Consider the following 23270-nt stretch of genomic DNA (forward strand, 5'->3'; position numbering starts at 1 on the left):
CAAGGCCTCAATCCCTATTAAAATCAACTAGATTAACCCAAACTGGTTATTTTCTCCAAACTATAAGACTTAATGCTTTTTGTTCAGTAAATCTAAGCTGTAAATCCTCCATCTACCACATGAGTAGATCCGGTCACAAATTTACTTCGGTCTGAAGCAAGGAAGAGTGCCATTTCAGCGATGTCAATATTATCTGCATAACGACCAAGAGGAATCATTTTGGTAAAGCTTTCTTTGGCCGCTTCAGCAGCGCCCGGAGCAAAGCCTTCTTCCAATGAACGCATCATCCTATTATCTACCGGGGAAGGATGAATTGAATTTACCCGAATATTATCTGGGGCTCCTTCCAAAGCTCCAGTTCTCATCAATCCTATTGTTGCATGCTTACTTGCGACATAGGCTGATACTTGCGCAGTACCTCTTAACCCGGCAACCGAAGAAGTGATAATCACAGATCCTCCCCCTCCTTTTTTAAGTGCTGCAAAACCATGTTTCATTCCCAACCAAACTCCTTTGACATTAACTCCCATCACCTGGTCATAGACCTCCTCGGGATATTCTGACATCGGTTTAACTACCCCCTCTACTCCTGCATTAAGGAAGATCACATCGATTTTCCCGAAAGTTTTGAGAGATTCATCGGTATACCTCTTCACATCTTCATCTTTGGATACATCAGCCTGAATGTAAAGCACATTTTCCCCTTCGAGTTCTTTTTTGGCTTCATCGAGATTTTTCTGGCTGAAATCTATCAAAGCTATTCCCTTCGCTCCCTCTTTTAAAAAAAGTTTAGCTGTAGAAAGTCCGATTCCACCTGCTCCACCAGTAATGATTGCGATTTTATCTTTCAGTTCCATGATACATTGTTTTGGTTTAATAAACCCAATTTAATCATGTAGTGAAAAAAAAGACCTGATATGAATCATGTTTGCGGCTTATGTTACTCCTTTTTAGGTGCGATTTATAATCATCTCATTTGAAATTTCAAGCAAATCTATAATAAGCTAATTCAAATCCTTGGAAATAGCTTTGTCAAAAGAAGCATATGAAATGCCTATCTATACCCAAAAATAAACTTACTATTAGTCTATTTGAAGAGTAAGTTCTTGCATGTACTTTAAGGCAAGCTCAAGATATTTTTTACCCTTGACTAATTCATCAGTCATCTTACCGGGATCTGGTTCTGACATGCTGTTCAGTAAATAAACTTTGGCTCTGATATTTGCTCTTAAGCACTTAAAATAAAGGAAAATAAATTGATCTTCCTCCTTTGGAAAACAATTCAAAAATTTGTCATAAGATCTTAAAAATAAAGTAGATAAATCATTCCTTTTAAAGTATTCTAGATCCATACATATAAAGGCAATTTCATATAAAATATCTATCTGCCTGAACTCATCCTTAAATTCAACGCAATCAAAAATAACTGGATTTTTATACAAAAAAATATTGCCGCTGTGAAGATCGCCGTGGACATCTCTTACGAAACCCTTTTGGCTTCTTTCTTCAAATCTTTTGATATGTTTCTTTAAAAATTCATCACTGAATGTAATCAATGTTGGAATTACATCCTTTAAATCTATTTCAAATTCTTTTTGTACCACCTCTTGAACTGAGTTCAAGTCGTTAAATAATTCCCTCGCTTGATTTAGATTGAAAGAATGATCAATACTTTCAGCGTTTTGATGGAATTTAGCTACTTGATCAGCTAAGAGTGAAATCCTTTTAGGATCAACTTTTTTTTGAGAAAGCAGCACATCCATTCTTTTGTCTTCCTGCATCCGTTTCATGCATACTGCATAGTCCAAAATCTCTCCTTGCCCTTCTCCAATAAAATATTGTCCATTAAAGTAAGTTATGGGTTCAACGGAAAGATATATAGAGGAAAACCTTCTGTTTAGCTGCAATTCTTTTTCACAATATTTTTTCCTCAAATCAAGAGATGAATAATCCAAAAATGAAAGCTTGATATTCTTCTTTATCTTAAAAGCGTGTTTCTTACTAAGAATTACCCAAGAAATATTTGTCTCCTCCAAGGCCCCATTGATAGGCTTCCCATCATAATTTCCATTGGAAACCAACTGATTTATTTCTAGCCTATTCATGATTGGAATAGATATATTTTACCGCTTTCTCCAAACGTTCTTTAAGTGAACCATCTGTGGATTGAATCTGGAGGTGGGCTTCTTGAATAGGTTCAAACTCGGATTTGATTTTTTGATAAACTATTATATCCGCTTCACTTTCCTGTCTAGGCTTAGAGAGCCTTTTTAAAATCAATTCTTCATCTGCAATCACATGGATAATGTATAGCTTCCATGATAGGGATTGGGCAAAAGAAATAAAAGAATCACGGATTTTTTGCTTGTAAAAAGTTCCATCCAAAACCAGACTATTACCTGATTTATGAATTTCCTTGGCCCTACTCAACATCTCTTCGTATACAGACATTTTGTTATTAAGCTGGTACTTACCCATCAAACCAATTTCCTTTCGGGTTCTATCACTCCCAAGATAGTCTGCCCCAATTTCTTTGGCCAGTGCTTTTGCAAAATAGCTCTTACCAGAACCTGGAAGGCCCATAACTATGATTATTACAGATTTAACTTTAGAGTACCTTTTCATAAATACACCATCAAAATCTAAAGGAGGTTACCCCCCGATTACAAAAAGCTGGCTACTTTATATAGAAACCAAAGTCAATAACATGAAGCTTCGGTGCTAATCATGGTTCAAAGGAGATACATCAGTTAATGCTTTTCAGATATTCAAGACTCCTTAGAAAGTAGATTAAATTTAAAACTTAATTCCCGGAACATCTTTAGGAGCATAATCTTGCCACCATAACTTCTCCAATTTTTTCTCCTGAGGGTAAATCTCGTCTAAAGTATTCCCATCGTATAGTCGACCATTAAACATCACATGACTGATGTCTTTTGAATTCTTAATATTATCCAGGGGATTACTATTCAGAATGACTAAATCTCCAAGTTTGCCGACTTCTAATGTCCCTAAATCCTGGTCTAAACCTATTGCTTCAGCACCGATAATAGTAGCAACTCTTAAAGCATCATATGCTTCCATACCACCTGACTGCACGGCCCAAAGTTCCCAGTGATAACCCAAGCCTTGTAACTGACCATGGCTACCAATACCTGCACGTCCACCCGCTTCAATCAGATCTTTTGCGAAAGCCGATTGCTCCTCATGCACATATTCATCTTCCATAAACCATCCTGCATTTCTCCTACGGGTTCTAGAGTCTAAATTCCAATGTGGCATGAAATAATTTAATTTTGGATCAGCATGTGGGTTTTCAGTTGCATAGAAGTAATTTTCTGTCCAAGGTCCACCATAAGCAACCAAAAGTGTGGGAGTATAGACAGTTCTTGAAAAAGCTACCAAATCAATCACATCTTTGTAAAGGGGGAATATCGGGAAGGAATGCTCATGACCTGGATAGCCGTCAATCACTTGGGTTAGGTTATTCTTGAAGTCTAGACCTCCTTCTGTAGTAGGCATAATATTTTGTTCTCTGGCAGCTTGAATGATCCATTGTCTTTGCTGGCGATTACCGGCACCGTACATTTTTACAGTTTTGGTATTGTAATAAGAACTATACCGGGTCATAACTTTACGTGCATGTTCTAAACTACCTACATTTTCACTACTGAAAATACCAGGTCCCGTGGAATATATTCTAGGGCCAATAAGTTTACCCGCTACTACTAAATCCCCATAAGTCAGTACATCAGTTGTTGCTGTCTGAGGATCACGTGTGGTAGTTACTCCAAAAGCCAGATTGGTCAGATAAGGCCAAAACTGCCCTCGGTGCAAATTTACCGGATGGCGGAAGTGGGAATGCGTATCTACAAAACCTGGCATTATCGTTTTGCCTGTGGCATCTATCACTTTAACTTTCCCACTTACTTGAATATCCTTTCCAATTTCTTTAATCCGATTATCTTCAATTAGGATATCCGTACCTTCTAATACTTCATTATCCTTCATCGTCAACAAACGTGCATTTTTAAGTAAAACAGAACCTTTTGGGATATCCCGATCCGCTAATACTTCAATTCTGTTTTCTGTTGGTTCGTATTCTTTAGGAGACTCACTTTTCTTATCGGCCTTATCATTATCGTCTTCTTCTCCTTCTTCTGCATCCTTCTTCTCCTTTGATTCAGCTTCTTTCTGAGCTTCAAAAGCTTTAGCGTCATTGAGATTGTATGATACATGTGCATTTCCTACAGCCCAATGCACAAGATTACTATCCCATCCCCAGGCAGGAAACTGTCCACCAATATCTGTTAGTTTCCTAGAAGGAAAAGAGGAATTTCCAGGGTTAGCTACAGAAATAGTCGGTGCTTCATCACTTACTTGAGGAACTGTTACTACAAACAAATCTGAGCCAACAGCTGCTAAAGCCTGATCACCTTCTCTGGCCATTTTAATCCAAGAAGCTCTAGGTGCATTGGAAGATCCAGGCGCAGCTTTTCCAGTGACTTTTACATGTTCTTTTTCATCCGTGCCATCCCATCGGATCGAAACTAAACCATTTCTACCGGATAAATAGATACGATCTGAGCTCTTTACAAAATGTGGATTGGATCTACCTTCCGTATAGCTAATAAAATTGTTTTCAGAACCATTAGCTGAAATCCAAATAAGATCGCTCGTTCCCCTAAATGCTGTTCTCTGTAGTGCATTTCTATAATCTTCAGATTGCCCTTTGATAACTACAATTCTTGATCCGTCGTTATTCCAAACCGGACTCTGAAATACGCCATCCTCTTTATTAAGCTGGATTAAGTCATTTCCATTCGGTCTTATTTTATACACCTTACCGCCTTCAGCTTGCCAAGTCACAAATGCCAACCATTGACCATCAGTAGACCAGGCAGGTTCTGCTTGAGTTTCATCTAGGTCTACAAGCTTCCTTGGTTTTCCATCGGGTAAGTCAACAACGTATAACTCGTTTAAAGCTGTAAAAGCCAGTTGCTTTCCATCAGGAGAGGGTGCAATATCTCTTATTTGTGTAACAGTGAATTGAGCATCGTCAGATATAGGATAGTCAAAATCAAGTTCTGGTCCGAGGGAAATACTGCTATTTACTCTAAAAGGAATTTCTTCGGTCTCTTTACTTGATACATCAATTTTATGAATTTTACCTCCATAAGAAATAATAATACTTTTATCGTCCGGTGTCCAGGAAAATCCAGGAAGCACATCTCTTGAGGCTCTTGATTCTTGATCATCATGTTGAATTGGATACGCCAACCAACTCTCGTCACCCGTAGCAAGATCTCTAAGAATTAATCCCGTATGGGTTTCATGTCGGGTAGCATAAACCAACCATTTACCATCTCCACTTGGTGTGGGACGAAAGGCAGAACCATATCGAGACGTTTGAGAAAGCATTTCACCTGTTTCGCGATCATATTTTGAAATCTGATACTGCGGCATTGGTGCATTATAAGTCCAAGATCCACTTCTTTCAGAAAACCAGACAAATTGATCATCATTGCTAAAAGCTCCTTCCAGCATTCGCAAAGAATTTGGCTCTTTAACCAGAGCTTCCCCTAAACCTCCATCTACATGATAAAGCCATATTTTGTGTGAACCACTTCCTCCTTGTTTGGAGGCGATCACATATTTTCCATCTGGGCTCCATTCTGGGCCTTGATATCTATTATTATTGCCTTTTGTAATTTGCTTTTTCTCTTTACTTTCCAAATTAAGAGTCCAAACATTTTCTCCCCCTGATTCATCAGAGATAAAAACAATTTCTTTTCCATCAGGACTAAAACGGGGCTGGGCATCGAACTGCATTCCTTCCATAAGATGAGTTGCATCTCCCCCATTTACAGGGATACTATAAATATCCCCTAAAAAATCAAATACGATTGTACTTCCGTCAGGGCTGACATCAAGAGCGATCCAAGACCCCTCTGACAAATCAAAATCAAAGGTTCTTCCGGACTCAAGTGGTAAGTTTTTGTTTTCTTTTTTATCAGATTTAGCAGTTTCATCTTGTGCTTTTACCGCTAAAGATATTGTCAAGGCCAATACAGCCAGGAATAGTTTTTTCATAATTAGGTTCTGTTATTTCAAAAAAAGTCTTTCTAAACTAAACCTATTAAACTGGATAGCAAAAAGATTTAGGATAAGAGGTTCATATGGATTCTTATCCCGAGAAGCAAAACAACCATTAGAAACTTGGTTCCCCTATTTTACAACTAATTGATTTATAGCTATCATTACACTATGCACCAGAATAAAATTTTCAAAAGCTTCTTATTAACCTTTTTAGGTACTGCATGCTTCGCCTTTCTTTTGACTTTCAATATTACAGCAGTTTTTGCCCAGCAAGCAACCAATTATACTTCATTTAAACCGGGAGGAAAATGGCTTGCGGACGATGGAGAACATATTGACAGTCATGGAGGAAATATCATTTATGTCGCATCTTCTCAAACTTATTATTGGTATGGAGAACATAGGGGCTTGCCTCGTGGTGCATCATGCTATTCATCCAAAGACCTATACAATTGGAAAAATGAAGGTGTGGTTTTAGAAAAAGATGAGATTGAAGTTTTTGAAAGACCGAAAGTCATCTATGATGAAGTGAATAAGAAATACGTCATGTGGTTTCACTATGACAATTCTAAATACCTGACAGCAGAATTAGGAGTGGCCACCAGCGATAATCCAACAGGTCCTTTTGTAGTTCAGGATCATTATCGTCCAAATGGACATGAATCCCGGGATATTGGAATGTATTTCGAACCAGATACTAAAAAAGCATACATAGGATATGCAGCTAATCATATTAATAAGACAATCAGGATGGTTGAATTGTCTGAAGATTACCTGTCTACGACTACCAACGATGTGGATATTGAAGCGCATTGCGAAGGCCCAGGAATTTTAAAGAAAAACGGTAAATTCTATTTACTCACCAGCGGATGTTCTGGTTGGACTCCAAACCCAGCTACTTATTATACTTCAGAGAACATCATGGGGCCTTATACCAAACATGGAAACCCATTTGTAGGAGATGCCGGTAACAATTCTTTTAACTCACAGCCATGCTTTATTTTTAAAATTCCTGGCTATAAAGATGCATACCTGTATATGGGCGATCGCTGGAACGGGAGAGGAAAGCCAGAATCGGAATATGTTTTTCTTCCAATCACTATTACTGAAGAGGGAGAAATGGAAATTCATTGGTATAATGAATGGGACTTAAGCATGTTTACTCCTGAGAAAAAATAAGCGTTTTGGAAGGAGGTTCACCTAAATGCAATAATCGTTGCTAAATATTTCGAATGTTCAAACAAAATGGATAGATAACCTATTCATTTTAGAAAGAGCATTAAACAATTATTTGCATCTCTGTATAATTTAGTTTCTTTATAATTACTTACTTGATTTAAAAATCACTCGTTTACATCATGAAAAATAATGTCATCTTATTCCTACTTCTGATTTTTTCCAGTAATACCGCTTGTTCTCAAAACGGGCAAGAAAACGTACCTGCGCCAATAGGTGAAATCTCTGTTGAAGAAGCATTTCCAAATTTAAGATTTACAAGACCTGTGGATTTTCAACATGCAGGAGATAATTCGAATCGGGTCTTTGTGGTAGAGCAGCGAGGCGTCATCTCAGTTTTTCAAAATAACGCAGACGCTATTGAGAAAAAAGAATTTCTGAAAATCGAGAATCTAGTAGATGATTCTGGAAATGAGGAGGGGTTATTGGGATTAGCTTTTCACCCTGATTATATAAATAATGGCTTTTTCTACGTAAACTATACAGCTACAAGTCCAAACCGTACTGTCATTTCACGTTTTAGTGTTTCACCTTCAGACCCGAATCAGGCAGACCCCTCTAGCGAATTGATTCTTTTAGAATTTGATCAGCCCTTTTCAAATCATAATGGAGGACAAATTTCTTTTGGTCCTGATGGATACCTTTATATAGCTGTTGGTGATGGTGGAAGCGGTGGAGACCCAAGAGGGAATGGTCAAAATCGAAGATCTTTATTAGGAAGTATTCTGAGAATAGATATCGATAGAAAGGAAGGTTCCAAAAATTATGCAATTCCCGATGACAATCCTTTTGCAAATAATAACGAAGGATTTAAAGAAGAAATATATGCTTATGGCTTACGAAATCCTTGGAGATTTAGCTTTGACTCAGAAAATGGCCAATTATGGGTCGGTGATGTAGGCCAAAACAAGTATGAGGAAATAGATATCATCAAAAAGGGAGGAAACTATGGCTGGAACACCATGGAAGGTTTTCATTGCTTCAATTCTTCTTCTTGTGATCAGGAAGGAATGGAATTACCCCTTTGGGAATATGATAGATCCCAGGGTGATATCTCCATCACCGGCGGTTTTGTATACCATGGACCAAGCTTAAGCCAATTGGAAGGGCTATACATCTATGCAGATTATGTATCTGGAAGAATTTGGTCCTTAGACAATAATGATTCGGGAAACACTGTAAACACTGAATTAATAGATACCGATTTCCCAATTTCTGCTTTTGGAGTGGATCAAAATCAGGAATTATTTATCTGTGGATTTGATGATAAGATTTATAAGTTAAAGCAGGAATAATCGGAAAGAGACAAATATTAGTTTTTAGCTTGCTTGCTTTGATTATGGCTAATATTCTTAAAATTGCTACTGTTCCGATTTCTTTTTAGCCCTAATTAATTTCCATTTTCATTAACAATTCAGTAAGTATTAATTTTTAGTATAAATCTGCTTATGCGTCTAAGAACCAGTTGCAAATTGAAGTTTGAAATCCCTGCTCCAACACCTTTTATTCTTATGTTGAGACCTAGAAGTGGAACACAGCAATGGGTGGAAAAGGAGGAATTTATTATTACTCCCACTACTCCTGTTTTTGAATTCACGGATAGTTATGGCAACCTTTGTCAGCGACTGATTGCACAGCCTGGAATTTTCTCAATAGATACCTCATCAGAGGTTATTACCGCCGATTACATTGACCAAGGATTTGACGCTCCATTTATAGAAATACAGAATTTACCGGATTCTGTATTAAGTTATTTATTACCAAGTCGATATTGCGAGTCTGATTTTTTTAATGAAATGAGTGTAAGAATCACCCAAGATCACTTGTTGGGATACAATCAGGTTTCAGCCATTACAAACTGGCTTCAGGAAAACATCAGCTATATTCCTGGCAGCAATTATCAACCAACATCTGCCATCCAGGTTAATGAAAGAGGCTTTGGAGTCTGTACAGACCTAGCCCATTTGGGAATAGCTTTGTGTAGAAGTTTAAGCATTCCAGCTCGAATAGTAGTAGGTTATTTACATAATCTGGAGCCGATGGATATGCATGCTTGGTTTGAAGCATATATTGGAAATCGATGGTATACATTTGATGCTACACAGAAGGGATCTCCTGGAGGATATGTAGTACTAGGTTTCGGCCGAGATGCTTCCGATGTTGCTATTTTCAATCAATTTGGTCCAGCGGTCTATCCAATAGAACAACTGATCAAAGTCGAGCAACTATAAGCCCTTTACTAGTCTTTCTTTGAATCTAAACACTCCTTTTTCGATGGAAAGCAATTTTTCATGGCAAATTCATAAAAGTGAATTGCAAAAATTAATAAGAAAGGGAAGGCTCTATCTTAATCCATCGTAATTAAATCCATGGTTTTACATGACCAAAATCAGATTGACAACTGAAAAGAAAGGTTGAACAAGTGCCTAGATATTTTTAAATTGAAATAATGGTGGAAGGAAACAAAAAGCCTTCAAGGTTGGGAAAGCTTAAAAAAGTTATCTTTTAAACTAAACCGGAATAATAACTCAAATCAGTAAATGGAATAGCTGATAAGAGAGTTGAAAGAATTTGGTTGATCAGTTTCAATATAAAAAAATTTGAATTTCTATTTAATCAGAGTTTTTAAAATCCACCATCCATTAGATATTTCAAGTGAAAACTAGAGTATAAAATATGAAAACGAAAGAACAATTAGAACGAGATATTATAAATATCACCATGAAAATTCACACCGAATTTCCAGAATTATCAAAATACATATCTGAGATTCCTGAGCCTGATTATGATACCGGTGCCGGTCAATTAAGCTCTTGGAAGTTTAAGGAATATTACAACTCACTAGTGGAGATTGTAAATGAATATGCAAAAGCCCATAAGAATAAAAATGATTCTGAATTCGAAGGATATCCCCTTTATCCTCCTTCAGAAGATATCTATAACAAAGCCAAGAAAGAAATCAATGTCGATCCAGAGAATCCTACTAAAAAGAAAAAACCTAAGAAAAAAGGAAGAGGATTAAATGAAAAGGATTTTAAAGATGATATGTCTGGGGATGATTTGGATGTTCCAGGATCAGAATTAGATGATCAACAGGAAAGAATAGGAAGTGAAGATGAAGAAAATAACTATTACAGTTTGGGAGGAGACAACCATAATGATCTAGAAGAAGATAAAACTTAGGGAACCTTAAATTCGTGGCCCGGAAACGATATTTTTATTTCTTTTAAACAGGTAAAACATCCCTTTAATTAAATGAAAACTAGCTTTTTGGAGGAGAAATATGAGTATTGCTTTATCTGTTTTTGGCCTGATTTTGATATTTTTTTTGCTTAGAAGAATGCAAGCTTCCTTCAAATTCAAAAAGGAGGTTCAAACCCTTTTTTCTGAATCGAAAAGTAATTGGAAGAAAAAATTTTATAAAGATCAATTAGATAAGCTACCGGAACCAGTTCAGCGATATTTCAATTACGTGCTGAAGGAAGGCCAGCCTTATATAAATTATGCAAGAATAAAGCATGTTGGACAATTCAAACCAGGAATTGATAAGGATTGGATTAATGTAAAAGGGGAACAATATGCATCAACCCAAAGGCCTGGCTTTATCTGGAAAGGTACTACATCCTTGTTTGTGGCTAAAGACATGTATATCTCTGACAAAGGTAGATTGCTTGTATCTATTCTCTCCCTTTTTAATATCGTAAATGCTTCAGGGGAACACTATGATCAAGGAGAATTACTTCGCTGGCTTGGAGAAAGTGTGATGTATCCCACTAATCTCTTACCAAGCGAAAGACTAAAATGGACTCCTATTGACTCGAATTCAGCAAAGCTGAACTTTGGATATAAGCAACATTCTTTATTCTTTAAAATTACCTTTAACGAAATCGGAGAAATAACCGAGATGGAAACAAAGCGATACATGGATGAGAAGAATTTGGAAACCTGGCTAATAAAAACCACGGATTACAAACTCTTTGAGAACGTATTGATTCCTACAGGCTTTGATGTGATTTGGAGGTTGGAAAAGGGAGATTATAGCTATGCTAAATTTATAATTACAGAAGCAGAGTTTAATAATCCAAAGAAATTTTAATTCATTGAAGGGAAGTTTTCTCTGGATAAAGTTTAACATACATAAAATAAAATAGGGTCTTACAAGGCTTTTTCTTATTTAAAGGCTATCTTTTTACTGGTCTAGATTGAATAAGTATTTGAAAATTAGCTGTAAGGATCATGTCAAAAAAAATCATTGATAGGTTTAAAAAATCCTTTTTTGAGGGAAGTAGGACAAATCAGACTCGGACTATATCTTTTTTGACAGTTGCAATATTTTTGCTCCTTATTAGTTGTAAAGGTCCAGAAATCCGATCTATGCAAGTAACTGCCTCGGCATATAACTCATTAAAATCACAAACTTCGAACCAACCAAATATAACTGCTTGGGGAGATACTTTAAAACCCGGAATGAAGGCTATTGCCATTTCTAGAGATCTACTTGATTCGGGGTTATATCATAAATTGGAAGTCACGATTGAAGGGCTAGAAGGGAAATATATGGTCCTAGATTTAATGAATAGAAGATGGACAAAAAAAATAGATCTTTATATGGGTACAGATGTTGAAAAAGCTGAAGAATGGGGAAATCAAGAGGTAACTATCACTTGGATGCCCGAGAAAAGGAACTAGTAGAAATTGTCAGTCAAATCTATTAAAACATGTTTATTGAGAGGTAATCTGCCCATTGCTTAGAAATAGTTGCTGTCTGAGATATTTTCACCTGCGTTTGTAGATCAATAAAAAATAATCAAATTCAAGCTATTAAATCTTCAAAAATTTGATTTCAGAGTTTTTTTGAATTCAATTCAATTAAATAGCCGCCTATCTAGTTCATGATCACCATAGAATACCTTCCCTATATATTTTTCACTATCGCCTTGTTTTACAGTTCGGTAGGTTTTGGAGGAGGTTCGAGTTACCTCGCAATAATGAGTTTATTCCTGACCAATTTTTATGAAATCAGATCCACAGCCTTGATTTTAAATATCTGTGTAGTGACAATTGGAACCCTGATTTTTATCCGGAATAAAGTTTTCGATTTAAAAATGTTTTGGCCTTTTCTGGTTTCAAGCATACCATTGGCCTATTTCGGAGCTCAACTCCGTCTTTCCCAAAAGGTGTTTTTTCTGATTTTGGGTTCGTCTCTAATTCTTTCAGGTTTAGCCATGATGGTTAGATACATCAATGCAAAGCTTAAATCAAAAGAATTCAGTTTGGTGAAAAAGCTTGGATTAGGTGGCAGTTTAGGGTTTGTGGCCGGCGTTTCCGGAATCGGAGGAGGAATTTTTCTAAGCCCAACTTTAAATCTTCTGAATTGGGCAAACCCAAGAACCGTAGCTTCTTTAGCTTCTGTTTTTATCTTAGTTAATTCCATATCTGGGTTAGTTGGATTGACAGTAGCTGGTACATTCGAATTGGATATTAACTTGATTTGGAAGTTGGTACTTGCCGTAATCTTAGGAGGTAGTATTGGATCATATTTATCCAATGAAAAGTTTAATCTTAGATTTTTGGGTGGTTTAACTGCTGTTTTGGTTATTTATGTAGGATTAAGACTTGTACTAATGCATGGGTTTGGTATTAATATTTGATTGACTTTTCAAATGAGTTGAATCCACTCATGAGAGGGCGCTATTTCGTTACTTTTTTCGGTAATCATTTGCAAAATTGTAAATCAAACTTAAGTTCCAAACAAAATCTTCTCCGTCAATAGATGAATTAATTTTCTGATTAAAAGTAGATTGAAGGCCAATGGGAAAGTCTGTTTTGGTCAAGGTAAAAGTTGAAGTTCCATAAATCCCATCATTCTCATCCACCTTCAAATAATAGACTTGAGGTGTCATTTTAAATCGAACTGTTTCGCCTAAAGGAAAATCACTTAAGGTCCATGTTAAACCCAGAAAATAAGTGTGATCTGGAGGGTATGGATTGATACCATTTCCGTTTAAAAAATAGATTCCTAAACTTGAGCGAGGCGATAATTTAAAAGTCGGTGCTATTTCATACGTCAAAAATCGATTAGCTACTAATACATTTTTTGGTTTTCCATCGACCATCAATTCTCGTTCTTGGAAAATAAATGCAGGATGAGCCCCCACTCTAAGAGAAAATTTCGGTTTGTTAATCAATTTATACCGCCACCAAAATACAAAAGACCAAGGTTTACCATTCATTCCAAATCGTAGCATAGGATCAAAGGACAGACGATCACCTCCCAAACTCAAATCAAATAAGAAAGCTGGTCTTCCTAAAGAAAAAAAAGGAATGATAGAAATGCCGTTTGAAGTTGCCGTGATTGTCCCGTCGAAATGCTTTATTGTCGGTTGCGATTCTTGAATAGTTTGAGATTGTACTTTAATAACAAAAATCAAGGAAAGGTAAATGAACAGGAATCGAAAGAAGATTTGTTTCATTGATTTTAGAAAAAGACAACTGATTTTTCTTATTTGAATAATTATAAGTTCACTTTACAAAATTCAAGGCTTTAAAACCAATTAAATCGCAATTTTCAGATCAATAAGCTATTTATTCGACCAAATCTAGTTCTTCTATAAGCCATAGCTAGAAGATTTTCAATAAAAAAATAAATGAATGTTTTGAAATGATGACTTTCAATAAATCAATTTATAAACTCCCTAAATTCCTTAGGAGAGACACCTACTTGCTTTTTGAATAATCGAGTAAAGTGCTGAGGGTACTTGAATCCTAATCCATATGCAATTTCGCTGATGGAAATTTCAGGATCGTGGAATTGATTTTTCGCTGCTTCGATCAGTTTGAGCTGGATGAATTCTTGAGCAGTTTTCCCGGTTTCTTTTTTCACCAAATCCCCAAAGTATTTTGAAGACAAATTTTGGGCTTCTGCGAAATAACTCACAGATGGAATACCCTCTTTTTTGGCCTGACCAGACTTGATATAAGATTTTAAAGCAGAATCGAAGCACTCAACCACTCCCTCATTCATCATATCCCGGGTGATAAACTGTCGATCATAAAATCGCTTGCAATAATTCAAAAACAACTCAATTGTTGACACAATGACTGTTTTACTATGTTGATCCAATCGTTCAGTCAATTCATTTTCAATCTTTTCAAAGCAATCCAAAACAATCCCCCGCTCTATCTGTGAAATATGCAATGCCTCATGAAGCGCATAAGAAAAGAAGGAATAATCATCGATGGTTTTTCCTAAATGGGTTCCACGAAGCAAATCCGGATGAAAAATCAACGCATATCCAGCCATCGGTTCCGGGTTATCCAGTGGCTTAATGTTCACGACTTGTCCAGGTCCAACGAAAACCAACGTTCCTTCTTGATAATCATATTTCTGACGTCCATAACTTATGATACAATTAACTCCCTGCTTTAAAAAAATCCCATAAAAATGATATCGAACCGCATATTCATCAGTTCTCTTTGGCATCACAGCTTTTGACAAATCAACTACACTCACCAAAGGATGGAAGCTGATAAGACCTAAACCGGAATTGTAATCATTGACAGAAAATAGATCGTAAATAGTATTCATTTGGAAATCTTTAGTAAGTCAAAAATAGATACTTTGTTGATATTTTTTTTGAACCAAGCCCTAAAACGGAAATTTTGGTAACTATTTCAGAAATATAGGTAAGTAGTTTGTAAACAAGGATTTATACATTTGAATATGGAAAAGCTTAAAATAGAAAACATGAAAACCTACTTGTCGGTAATCATACTTTTTATCCTTTCTGCAAGCTTCAGCTTTGCACAAACAGGCACTGAGCAGGAAATCAAAAAGCTCTCTATGGACAAGTGGCAATGGATGGCTGATAAGGATGTTTCCAAGCTAGAAAAACTCTTTGATGACAAAGCGAAATTTGTCCATATGAGTGGAAGCTGGAAAACAGACCGAGAACTGGAAATCATCGAATCGGGCAGTATTTGGTACAAAAATGCAGACGTGCATGATACAGCGGTCGAAATTTCTGGAAATACTGCATTAGTATGGAACCGGATTACTTTGACAGCTTTTGTCAGAGGAAATGATGTGGTCACAGAATTTACAGTGACTGAAGTATATCAAAAGCAGGGTGAAGACTGGAAAATGTTGGCATTGACTTTCAGTAGTGTAAGAGACACACACGAGATTGAGCATTAATCCCAAAACCATACAACCATGAAAAAGACAATTCTAGTATTCTTCTTATTGTTTTCCGCAGTACAATTCTCCTTCGGACAAGATGGGGCGACCAAACAAGAAATCATTGAGCTGTCCAAAACCAAATGGCAGTGGATGTCAGATAAAGAAGCTGATAAACTTTCCGAATTATTTGATGACAAATCCGTTTTCGTTCACATGGGAGGTGCCTGGGGCAAAGAACAAGAAGTTAATATTATCCGAAGTGGCGGGATCTGGTATAAAAAAGCTGACATCCACGAAGTATCTGTTGAGATTATCGACAACACAGCCATTTTATTGAACCGCATTACATTGATCGCCGAAGTCGGTGGTAATGAAGTATCTAATCCATTTGAAGTAACTGAAGTCTATATAAAAAAAGCAGAAGGGTGGAAACTTGGCTCCCTTTCCTTCACCAAATTAATGGGACCAGTTGACAAATAAAGATTAAGAGACCGTTAAACCAAAACTTTATTAACTTGTAATAGATAAATTTTCAATCTGTTAATTCATGCAAAACCCATCCTCAAAACTAACTAGAAGGTCATTTTTAAAAGTCTCCACATTGGCAGGAGGTGGAATGATGTTAAGTTTCAGTTGGCTGGCAGGATGCAAACCTAAAACTGAGGAAGTTTTGGGGACACCAAAAGAGTGGTTTAGAATGAATGGTTATATCCGAATTGGAGACAATGGATTAATCACCATTATGTCACCCAATCCGGAAGGTGGACAAAACATCAAGACCTCTATGCCTATGATTGTTGCGGAAGAACTGGATGCAGATTGGAAAAAAGTTGTGGTAGAGCAAGCTCCATTGGATACCGATAATTTCACGAGGCAATTTATAGGCGGAAGTCAGGCAATTAGAGTGGGTTGGACTCCATTGAGAACTGCTGGAGCCACAGCAAGAATTCTTTTGGTTCAAGCTGCTGCACAAAGTTGGGATGTCCCCATTACCCAAATCAAAACCGAAAATGGGTATTTAATCCATGAAGCAAGTAAGAAAAAAGCTCATTATGGCGAATTAGCTTCACTCGCTGCTAGCCTTCCCATACCCGAGGAAGTTGCATTAAAAGACCCAACTGAATTCAAACTGATAGGTACTTCCAAAAAAAATGTGGATGTCCCAAAAATTATCACAGGGAAACCACTTTTTGGAATAGATTATAAGAAAGAAGGAATGAAGATCGCCATGATTATTCATCCGCCTGCATTTGGACTAAAGCTTAAGTCCTTTGATGCTTCCAAAGCCAAGGGAATGCCTGGAATAATAGATATTTTTCAAATTAAATCTCTTCAGGATGATTACAAAAGGACATTTTTTGATACGGTCCAATTTACTGATTTGATCGCTGTAGTGGGAAACAGTACTTGGGAGGTGATGAATGCCAAAAAAGCCGTGGAAGCTGATTACGCGCCCTTGGAACCTTATGAAGAAAAAAGGGATATGTTTGGAAGAGAAGGAACCAGGACTGTTCCGGGAGGTTTGGAAAGCAGTGATTCACAAGTTCTGAAGATGCTAGAAGCCTCAAAAAATGCAACTATTCAAAGAAAGGATGGTGATCCTGCAGCAGCTTTTAGTCGGGCATCTAAAATTATTGAGCGAACTTACACCGCTCCTTTTTTAGTTCACAATTGCATGGAGCCGATGAACTTCTTTGCAGATGTAGATGGAGATAAAGTTTACTGTGCTGGACCCCTTCAAAAGCCAGAGCTGACCGAACAGGCTCTTTCCACAAGATTAGGCATTCCAATAGAGAACATTGAGATAGAAATGACCCGACTAGGAGGTGGATATGGCAGAAGATCTTATGCACACTGGTTGATTGAAGCGGCCGTCATTTCTCAAAAAGCAAGTGCTCCTATAAAGCTTATTTACTCTAGAGAAGATGATATGACTGGGGGAATATACCGCTCCAGATATCAGATTACTTACAAAGCTGCATTGGATGAGAATAATGAATTAATTGGAATCCATATCAATGGAGGTGGACTACCTGAAAATCCATTACATCCAAACAGATTTCCAGCTGGAGCTGTCGCTAACTACTTGGTTGAAGGTTGGGAAGTTCCTTCCAATATCACAACCGGTTCTTTCCGTGCACCCAGATCAAATTTTAATGCATCAGCTGAGCAATTTTTTTTAGATGAAGTGGCTGAAGTGGCAGGAAAAGACCCTATTGAATTCCGATTGGAATTATTGAGAAGGGCTAAAGAAAACCCAGTTGGAGAAACAAATGACTACGATCCAGATCGATATATAGGAGTTTTGGAATTAGTTAAATCAAAGTCAAATTGGGGTGCCCAAGAAAATGGAATATACAGAGGTGTTTCAGCCTATTTTTGTCACAACAGTTATACTGCTCAAGTACTAGACTTAAAACAGGTGAATGGTGAATTAAAAGTCCATAAAGTTGTCAACGCCGTGGATTGTGGAATTGTGGTCAATCCGGATGCTGCAAGAAATCTCTGTGAAGGAGCAGTGGTAGATGGGATCGGGACAGCCCTTTTTGGAGAGCAAACATTTAATCAGGGAGAGCCAAAAAACAAAAACTTTGATACATATCGAATGATTCGAATGAAAGAAGCCCCGGCTATTATCGAAACATATTTTGTAGAAAATGGAATTGATCCAACCGGTTTGGGTGAACCTGCCTACCCTCCTGTTTTCGCAGCCTTGGCAAATGCCTTATACCCAGCAACAGGAAAAAGATTTTATGATCAGCCTTATGGACCTAGAATTTCATCTTGATTCCCCTAAACAAATTCGATCTGATACACTTATTTAATTGGTAATTAGAAGTTTTCGATGGATTTTCGTAACGATAATAGTTAAAAACAGACTAACTTTAAACTTAAAATAATATCAATATGGCAATATTTAACCTCTCGATTAACGGAAAAAACCAACAAGTGGACGTAGATCCGAACACTCCCATGCTATGGGTTCTTCGAGATCATTTGGATTTAGTAGGTACAAAATTCGGTTGTGGAATTGCCCAATGCGGCGCTTGCACCATTCATTTGGATGGCACGGCGACCCGATCTTGCCAGCTGCCGGTTTCTGCAGCAGAAGGTACAGAGATTACGACCATTGAAGGTATTTCAGAAAAAGGTGATCATCCAGTACAAAAAGCATGGCTAGAACATGATGTTCCTCAATGCGGCTATTGTCAAGCAGGACAAATCATGTCCGCTGTAGCCTTGTTAAAGGATAACCCAAGCCCAAGCGATGAAGATATTGATAATGCAATGAATGGTAATATTTGCCGCTGCGGAACTTATACTCGAATAAAAGCAGCCATTAAAACAGCTTCTCAAAACGTTTAAATCAGCAGAACATGACATTATTAAAGAAAAAAATAGATAGAAGATCCTTCCTAAAAGTCTCCACTCTTGCGGGTGGTGGAATGATGCTAAGTTTTAGTTGGCTAGCGGGATGTAAGCCTACCCCGGAAGAAGTTCTCACCATGCCCAAGGAATGGTTTGAATTAAATAGTTATATCAAGATTGGAGAAAATGGTGCTATAACACTCTTTAATCCAAATCCAGAATTTGGATCAAATGTTAAAACATCCCTTCCGATGATTTTAGCAGAAGAGCTTGACGTGGACTGGAAAAATGTGTTTGTAGAGCAAGCTGATTTTTATCCTGAACGATTTGATCGTCAGTTTACAGGAGGTAGCCAAGGTGTAAGACAGGCGTGGGTACCATTACGTACTGCAGGGGCAACAGCAAGACAATTACTAGTAAATGCAGCAGCTCAAACATGGAATGTTCCAGCAAGTGAAATCACTACAAGTGGCGGATTTATTGAACATAAAGCTTCAGGAAAAAGGACAGGTTATGGTGAAATGGCTTCTTTAGCAGGAACTTTAGAAGCTCCTGATCCTGAAACTGTTAAACTTAAAGATATTTCAGATTTCAAGATTATAGGAAGCTCCAAAAAGAATGTGGATGGTACCAAGATAGTTACCGGAAAACCCATGTTTGGAATAGACCATAAAGTGGAAGGGATGAAATATGCTGCCATCGTTCAACCTCCGGCTTTTGGTATGAGATTGAAATCATTTGATAAAAGTTCGGTCACATCAATGCCTGGAATTCAGGATGCATTTGAAGTGAAAATCTTTAAAGATGACTATGGAAGAAACTTTTTCGATACCACCACCTTCCCTGAAATCATAGCGATTGTTGGAAATTCGACATGGGAGGTATTACAAGCTAAGAAAAACCTGAAGGCGGAATGGGAAAAAGCTCCTGAAACCACCTTCCCGATGGCAGGTAGAGGAGGAAATAATATAGATATAAAAGTACCATCAGGATTAGAGAATAGCAGTGATCATAAATCCAAAATGGCTGAGTATATCAAGAAACCAGGTAATGTGTTGAGAAAAGATGGGGATCCGGAAGGAGCTTTCAAAAAAGCTGCAAAAGTATTGGAGAGAACCTATTCTGCTCCTTTCCTGGCGCATAATACAATGGAGCCTATGAATTGCTTCGCTGACGTGAAAGGAGATAAAGCAGTGATTTATGGTCCGACCCAAGCGCCGGAATTGATAAGACAAACCATTGCAGCAAGTTTAGGAATGCCTCAGGAAAATATTCAGATAAATCTTGCAAGAATGGGGGGTGGTTTTGGAAGAAGAGCATATAGTCATCATATGACTGAAGCTGCTTTGATTTCCCAAAAAATTCAGGCACCTGTGAAAATGGTCTATACCCGTGAAGATGACATGTCAGCTGGAGTTTATAGACCTACCTATTCTGCTACTTATAGAGCAGCATTAGACGAAAACAATAACTTACTGGCTTTACATGTTAAAGCAGGAGGAATTCCTGAATCTCCAATCCATGCGAATAGATTCCCTGCTGGAGCTATTGATAATTATTTAGCTGAAGGCTGGCAAATTGAATCGAATATCACAATCGGTGCTTTTCGGGCTCCAAGATCTAATTTTATCGCAGGAGCAGAGCAAAGCTTTTTGGATGAATTGGCTGAAGAAATGGGTAAAGATCCCATAGAATTCAGATTAGAGCTTCTGAAAAGAGCTGAAACCAACCCGGTAGGTGAAAACAATGATTATGATCCAAAACGCTACGCCGGAGTACTGGAATTGGTAAGGGAAAAATCGAACTGGTCTAATAGTCCTGCTGGTATTTCAAGGGGTGTATCGGCTTATTTCTGTCATAACTCTTATGTAGCTGAGGTGGTGGATATCCGTATCAAAGACAAACAGCCTGTTGTAGAAAATGTGTTTGCAGCAGTAGACTGTGGAATTGTGGTTAATCCTGATGCCGCAGCTAATATGGGTGAAGGTGCGATTGTAGATGGAATAGGAAATGCATTCTTTGGAGAATTAGCTTTCGAAAATGGAGCTCCTACCAAAAGAAATTTTGATACCTACCGAATGATCCGTCATAAAGAAGCTCCAAAGAAAATCGAAGTTCATTTTGTACAGAATAATGAGGCTCCAACCGGATTGGGAGAACCACTCTTCCCTCCTGTTTTTGCAGCCTTGGGAAATTCCCTCTATAAAGCAACTGGAAAGAGATTATATGAACAACCATTCCAACCTCAGCTATTGGAGATGGAGAATTTGAGAATGTAATTAGTAGACTCCTTTACTTAATAGAATAGTAAAATGTGCCCCTAAGAAATTTCTGATTTTTAGGGGCACTTCATTTATATATTTTCCTTTTAATCTTCAATTGAAGACTGATCGATGATCAAATGAGCATTCGGATGCATCCAAAGCATTGAAGCCGGTAATTTTGTTGTGATTTCCTTTTTTAGAAGGGTTTGTAAAGCTTTTTCTTTTCCTTTCCCAGCAATAAATAAAAGGACCATCTTTGCACTCATGATAGTTCCAACTCCCAAGGTCATACCATATTTTAAGGGAATCCCCACTGATTGAATCATCCCACTGGATAAGGTAGTTCTGGAGAGTTCAGCAACGTGGCAATCAAGAGTCAATTTTTCTCCTGGTTCATTTAAGGCGATATGTCCATTCTGACCAATTCCCAAAATACAGATATCGATGGGGCCTGATTTTAGAATTTCATTTTCAATCCTTTTGCATTCTTCATCAGGATTTTTGGTTTGGCTATTAAAAGAGATATAGCGATCTGTTGAGATCTCTAATTTGTTCAATAATTTTTCTTTGATATCAAATTCAGAGGTGAAGGTTGAATCAGGAGGTAACCCTACCCATTCATCCAATTTAAGGACACGCATTTTTTTAAAGAATTTAGGGTTGATTTGATGTTTCTTATGCATCAATTCATATAGACCAGACGGAGAACCCCCACTCGCTGCACAAAATAAAAGGTCCGGTTTTTTTTCAACTTCAAGGTGAACTAAATCAGCACCTTTTTTACTCATTTGAGCAAAATCAGAACAAAAGTGAGTATACATAAAAGGTTTTTTTTTAAGAGGGAAATTAGATTTTTCAACATTCTTTTTTTGAAAGTAAGAATTTGTTGAAAGGTTAATCTGTGATTTCAAATTTAATAAAAACTAGAAATCATAAGATTGGGCTTACCATAACTTGATATTCAGCTAATTATTAAAGAAATTAAGGAATTGTATTCTCAATTAAGAATAAAAATTATCTTCTTTTTATAGCGGATTAAAGTTTACTGATTTCTAATTTTTCTAAACCTTAAATCAAATGGCTACCCATTACCTCATAACAAACAGGGAAGTTACTTCCCGGAAAAGCAAAAGCTACATTTCAGTTAATGAAAATGAATTCATGCGGATGGACGGAGATGAAGAAGCCCGTCATAATTTACGGTATGGCACTGTCAGTTTCGATCCTAAAAAAGCAAAAAAATTAAAGGACTTTAAAATCAATATTATTCCAGAAGTCAATGAAAGTACCTTAAAAAAATATGCTGACAATCAGTCGGTAGACAAAAGTATTTTCCCTTCCTCACAGATATTTGAGGAGCTCTACAAAAGTGGAATTGACTCAAAAAAAAGACAAGATATTTTAGTTTTCATCCACGGTTTCAAATCCGATTTGGAAACATCTATGCAAACTCTTGCAGATCTTCATAGAAGATATGTAGAACCAGAGGACTCACCGATAACCCATATTGTCCTTTTCACCTGGCCTGCTAAAAAGAAGCTATTGAAATACAGGGAAGATGCCTATGATGCTAAGCAATCAGGTTTTGCATTGGCTAGATCCATGGCAAGCTTAAAGGAGTTTTTTAAACAAAAATTAGTCAAAGAGAAACAACCGCTTTGTGAACAAAAAATACATTTGCTCTGCCATAGTATGGGAAATCGTGTTTTAGAGAACATGGTAAGTGACCTATCCCAAGTAAATGTAACAATGACAAGCCTATTTGAAGAAATAATCTTGGCAGGAGCGGATATTGATTATGACGCCATAGAAAGCCCAAAACCAATGTATCAATTGATAGATTTGGGAAAAAGGATTCATATTTATTTCCATAATAAGGATTTGGCTCTTGGAGTCTCAGAAACCACCAAAAATGCCTTTAACAGATTGGGGAGATGGGGTTCTAAAAAGAATGACAAATTACCAGATGATGTGTATGAATGCGATGTAACTGATATCCAAGATGATGATGGTATTTTACATGAAACAGTTCATCATTGGTATTATACCAACTCAGATTCAGTCGTTGAAGATATTAAAAAAGTGTTTTGGGGAGAGAGCTCAATATTTAATTTTTAAAT

20 protein-coding genes are annotated in these 23270 nt (G+C 37.2%); 13 read left to right on the top strand and 7 right to left on the bottom strand.

Annotated features, from left to right (window positions below; translation table 11 throughout):
- Positions 1–92 precede the first annotated feature (92 nt).
- The 4 genes from AAGF08_RS14805 to AAGF08_RS14820 all read right to left on the bottom strand — a co-directional run bounded on the left by AAGF08_RS14805 (position 93) and on the right by AAGF08_RS14820 (position 6093).
- A complete protein-coding gene (locus AAGF08_RS14805) occupies positions 93–857 on the bottom strand; it encodes an SDR family oxidoreductase (RefSeq protein WP_343512044.1) in 765 nt (254 codons plus the stop codon).
- A gap of 225 nt (positions 858–1082) precedes the next feature.
- A complete protein-coding gene (locus AAGF08_RS14810; protein WP_343512045.1) occupies positions 1083–1955 on the bottom strand; it encodes a hypothetical protein in 873 nt (290 codons plus the stop codon).
- Between the two features lie 142 nt (positions 1956–2097).
- Positions 2098–2625 carry an ATP-binding protein gene (locus AAGF08_RS14815; RefSeq protein WP_343512046.1) on the bottom strand — a complete coding sequence of 176 codons (528 nt, stop codon included), beginning with the start codon at positions 2623–2625 and terminating at the stop codon, positions 2098–2100.
- Positions 2626–2796: 171 nt separating this feature from the next.
- The gene (locus AAGF08_RS14820) at positions 2797–6093 is read right to left on the bottom strand and encodes an amidohydrolase family protein (protein WP_343512047.1); all 3297 of its coding nucleotides are present in this window, start codon (positions 6091–6093) and stop codon (positions 2797–2799) included.
- Between the two features lie 174 nt (positions 6094–6267).
- On the opposite strand from AAGF08_RS14820, the gene AAGF08_RS14825 reads away from it, so the two are divergent.
- The 7 genes from AAGF08_RS14825 to AAGF08_RS14855 all read left to right on the top strand — a co-directional run bounded on the left by AAGF08_RS14825 (position 6268) and on the right by AAGF08_RS14855 (position 12986).
- A complete protein-coding gene (locus AAGF08_RS14825) occupies positions 6268–7278 on the top strand; it encodes a glycoside hydrolase family 43 protein (protein WP_343512048.1) in 1011 nt (336 codons plus the stop codon).
- A gap of 179 nt (positions 7279–7457) precedes the next feature.
- The gene (locus AAGF08_RS14830; RefSeq protein WP_343512049.1) at positions 7458–8630 is read left to right on the top strand and encodes a PQQ-dependent sugar dehydrogenase; all 1173 of its coding nucleotides are present in this window, start codon (positions 7458–7460) and stop codon (positions 8628–8630) included.
- A 153-nt stretch (positions 8631–8783) separates the two neighbouring features.
- Positions 8784–9566, top strand: a complete 783-nt coding sequence (locus AAGF08_RS14835) for a transglutaminase family protein (RefSeq protein ID WP_343512050.1) — start codon at positions 8784–8786, stop codon at positions 9564–9566.
- A gap of 445 nt (positions 9567–10011) precedes the next feature.
- Positions 10012–10518, top strand: coding sequence for a hypothetical protein (locus AAGF08_RS14840; RefSeq protein WP_343512051.1), 507 nt, complete (start codon positions 10012–10014; stop codon positions 10516–10518).
- Between the two features lie 100 nt (positions 10519–10618).
- A complete protein-coding gene (locus tag AAGF08_RS14845) occupies positions 10619–11431 on the top strand; it encodes a DUF6544 family protein (RefSeq protein ID WP_343512053.1) in 813 nt (270 codons plus the stop codon).
- Positions 11432–11571: 140 nt separating this feature from the next.
- Entirely contained in the window at positions 11572–12024 is a 453-nt protein-coding gene (locus AAGF08_RS14850; protein WP_343512054.1) for a hypothetical protein, read from the top strand.
- Positions 12025–12227: 203 nt separating this feature from the next.
- Entirely contained in the window at positions 12228–12986 is a 759-nt protein-coding gene (locus AAGF08_RS14855; protein WP_343512055.1) for a sulfite exporter TauE/SafE family protein, read from the top strand.
- Between the two features lie 48 nt (positions 12987–13034).
- On the opposite strand, the gene AAGF08_RS14860 is transcribed toward AAGF08_RS14855, so the two are convergent.
- Together AAGF08_RS14860 and AAGF08_RS14865 are read right to left on the bottom strand one after the other, a co-directional pair.
- Positions 13035–13808: a hypothetical protein gene (locus tag AAGF08_RS14860; protein ID WP_343512056.1), complete on the bottom strand. Its 774-nt coding sequence runs from the start codon at positions 13806–13808 to the stop codon at positions 13035–13037.
- Positions 13809–14014: 206 nt separating this feature from the next.
- Positions 14015–14923, bottom strand: coding sequence for a helix-turn-helix transcriptional regulator (locus AAGF08_RS14865; RefSeq protein WP_343512057.1), 909 nt, complete (start codon positions 14921–14923; stop codon positions 14015–14017).
- Positions 14924–15082: 159 nt separating this feature from the next.
- On the opposite strand from AAGF08_RS14865, the gene AAGF08_RS14870 reads away from it, so the two are divergent.
- The 5 genes from AAGF08_RS14870 (at position 15083) to AAGF08_RS14890 (ending at position 21165) form a co-directional block, all read left to right on the top strand.
- Complete coding sequence (locus tag AAGF08_RS14870) at positions 15083–15532, top strand: nuclear transport factor 2 family protein (protein WP_343512058.1); 450 nt, start codon at positions 15083–15085, stop codon at positions 15530–15532.
- A gap of 18 nt (positions 15533–15550) precedes the next feature.
- Positions 15551–15997, top strand: coding sequence for a nuclear transport factor 2 family protein (locus tag AAGF08_RS14875; RefSeq protein WP_343512059.1), 447 nt, complete (start codon positions 15551–15553; stop codon positions 15995–15997).
- A 67-nt stretch (positions 15998–16064) separates the two neighbouring features.
- A complete protein-coding gene (locus AAGF08_RS14880) occupies positions 16065–18305 on the top strand; it encodes a molybdopterin cofactor-binding domain-containing protein (protein WP_343512060.1) in 2241 nt (746 codons plus the stop codon).
- A 119-nt stretch (positions 18306–18424) separates the two neighbouring features.
- On the top strand, positions 18425–18883 hold the full coding sequence (locus tag AAGF08_RS14885) for a (2Fe-2S)-binding protein (RefSeq protein ID WP_343512061.1): 459 nt from the start codon (positions 18425–18427) through the stop codon (positions 18881–18883).
- A gap of 11 nt (positions 18884–18894) precedes the next feature.
- On the top strand, positions 18895–21165 hold the full coding sequence (locus AAGF08_RS14890; RefSeq protein ID WP_343512062.1) for a molybdopterin cofactor-binding domain-containing protein: 2271 nt from the start codon (positions 18895–18897) through the stop codon (positions 21163–21165).
- Between the two features lie 89 nt (positions 21166–21254).
- On the opposite strand, the gene AAGF08_RS14895 is transcribed toward AAGF08_RS14890, so the two are convergent.
- Positions 21255–21971 carry a 6-phosphogluconolactonase gene (locus AAGF08_RS14895; protein WP_343512063.1) on the bottom strand — a complete coding sequence of 239 codons (717 nt, stop codon included), beginning with the start codon at positions 21969–21971 and terminating at the stop codon, positions 21255–21257.
- A 256-nt stretch (positions 21972–22227) separates the two neighbouring features.
- Between AAGF08_RS14895 and AAGF08_RS14900 the strand changes: the two genes are divergently transcribed.
- A complete protein-coding gene (locus tag AAGF08_RS14900; RefSeq protein WP_343512064.1) occupies positions 22228–23268 on the top strand; it encodes an alpha/beta hydrolase in 1041 nt (346 codons plus the stop codon).
- The last annotated feature ends 2 nt before the right edge of the window (positions 23269–23270 follow it).

The organism is Algoriphagus sp. SE2 (genome assembly GCF_039563885.1).
In the GTDB taxonomy this organism is placed as follows: Bacteria; Bacteroidota; Bacteroidia; order Cytophagales; family Cyclobacteriaceae; genus Algoriphagus.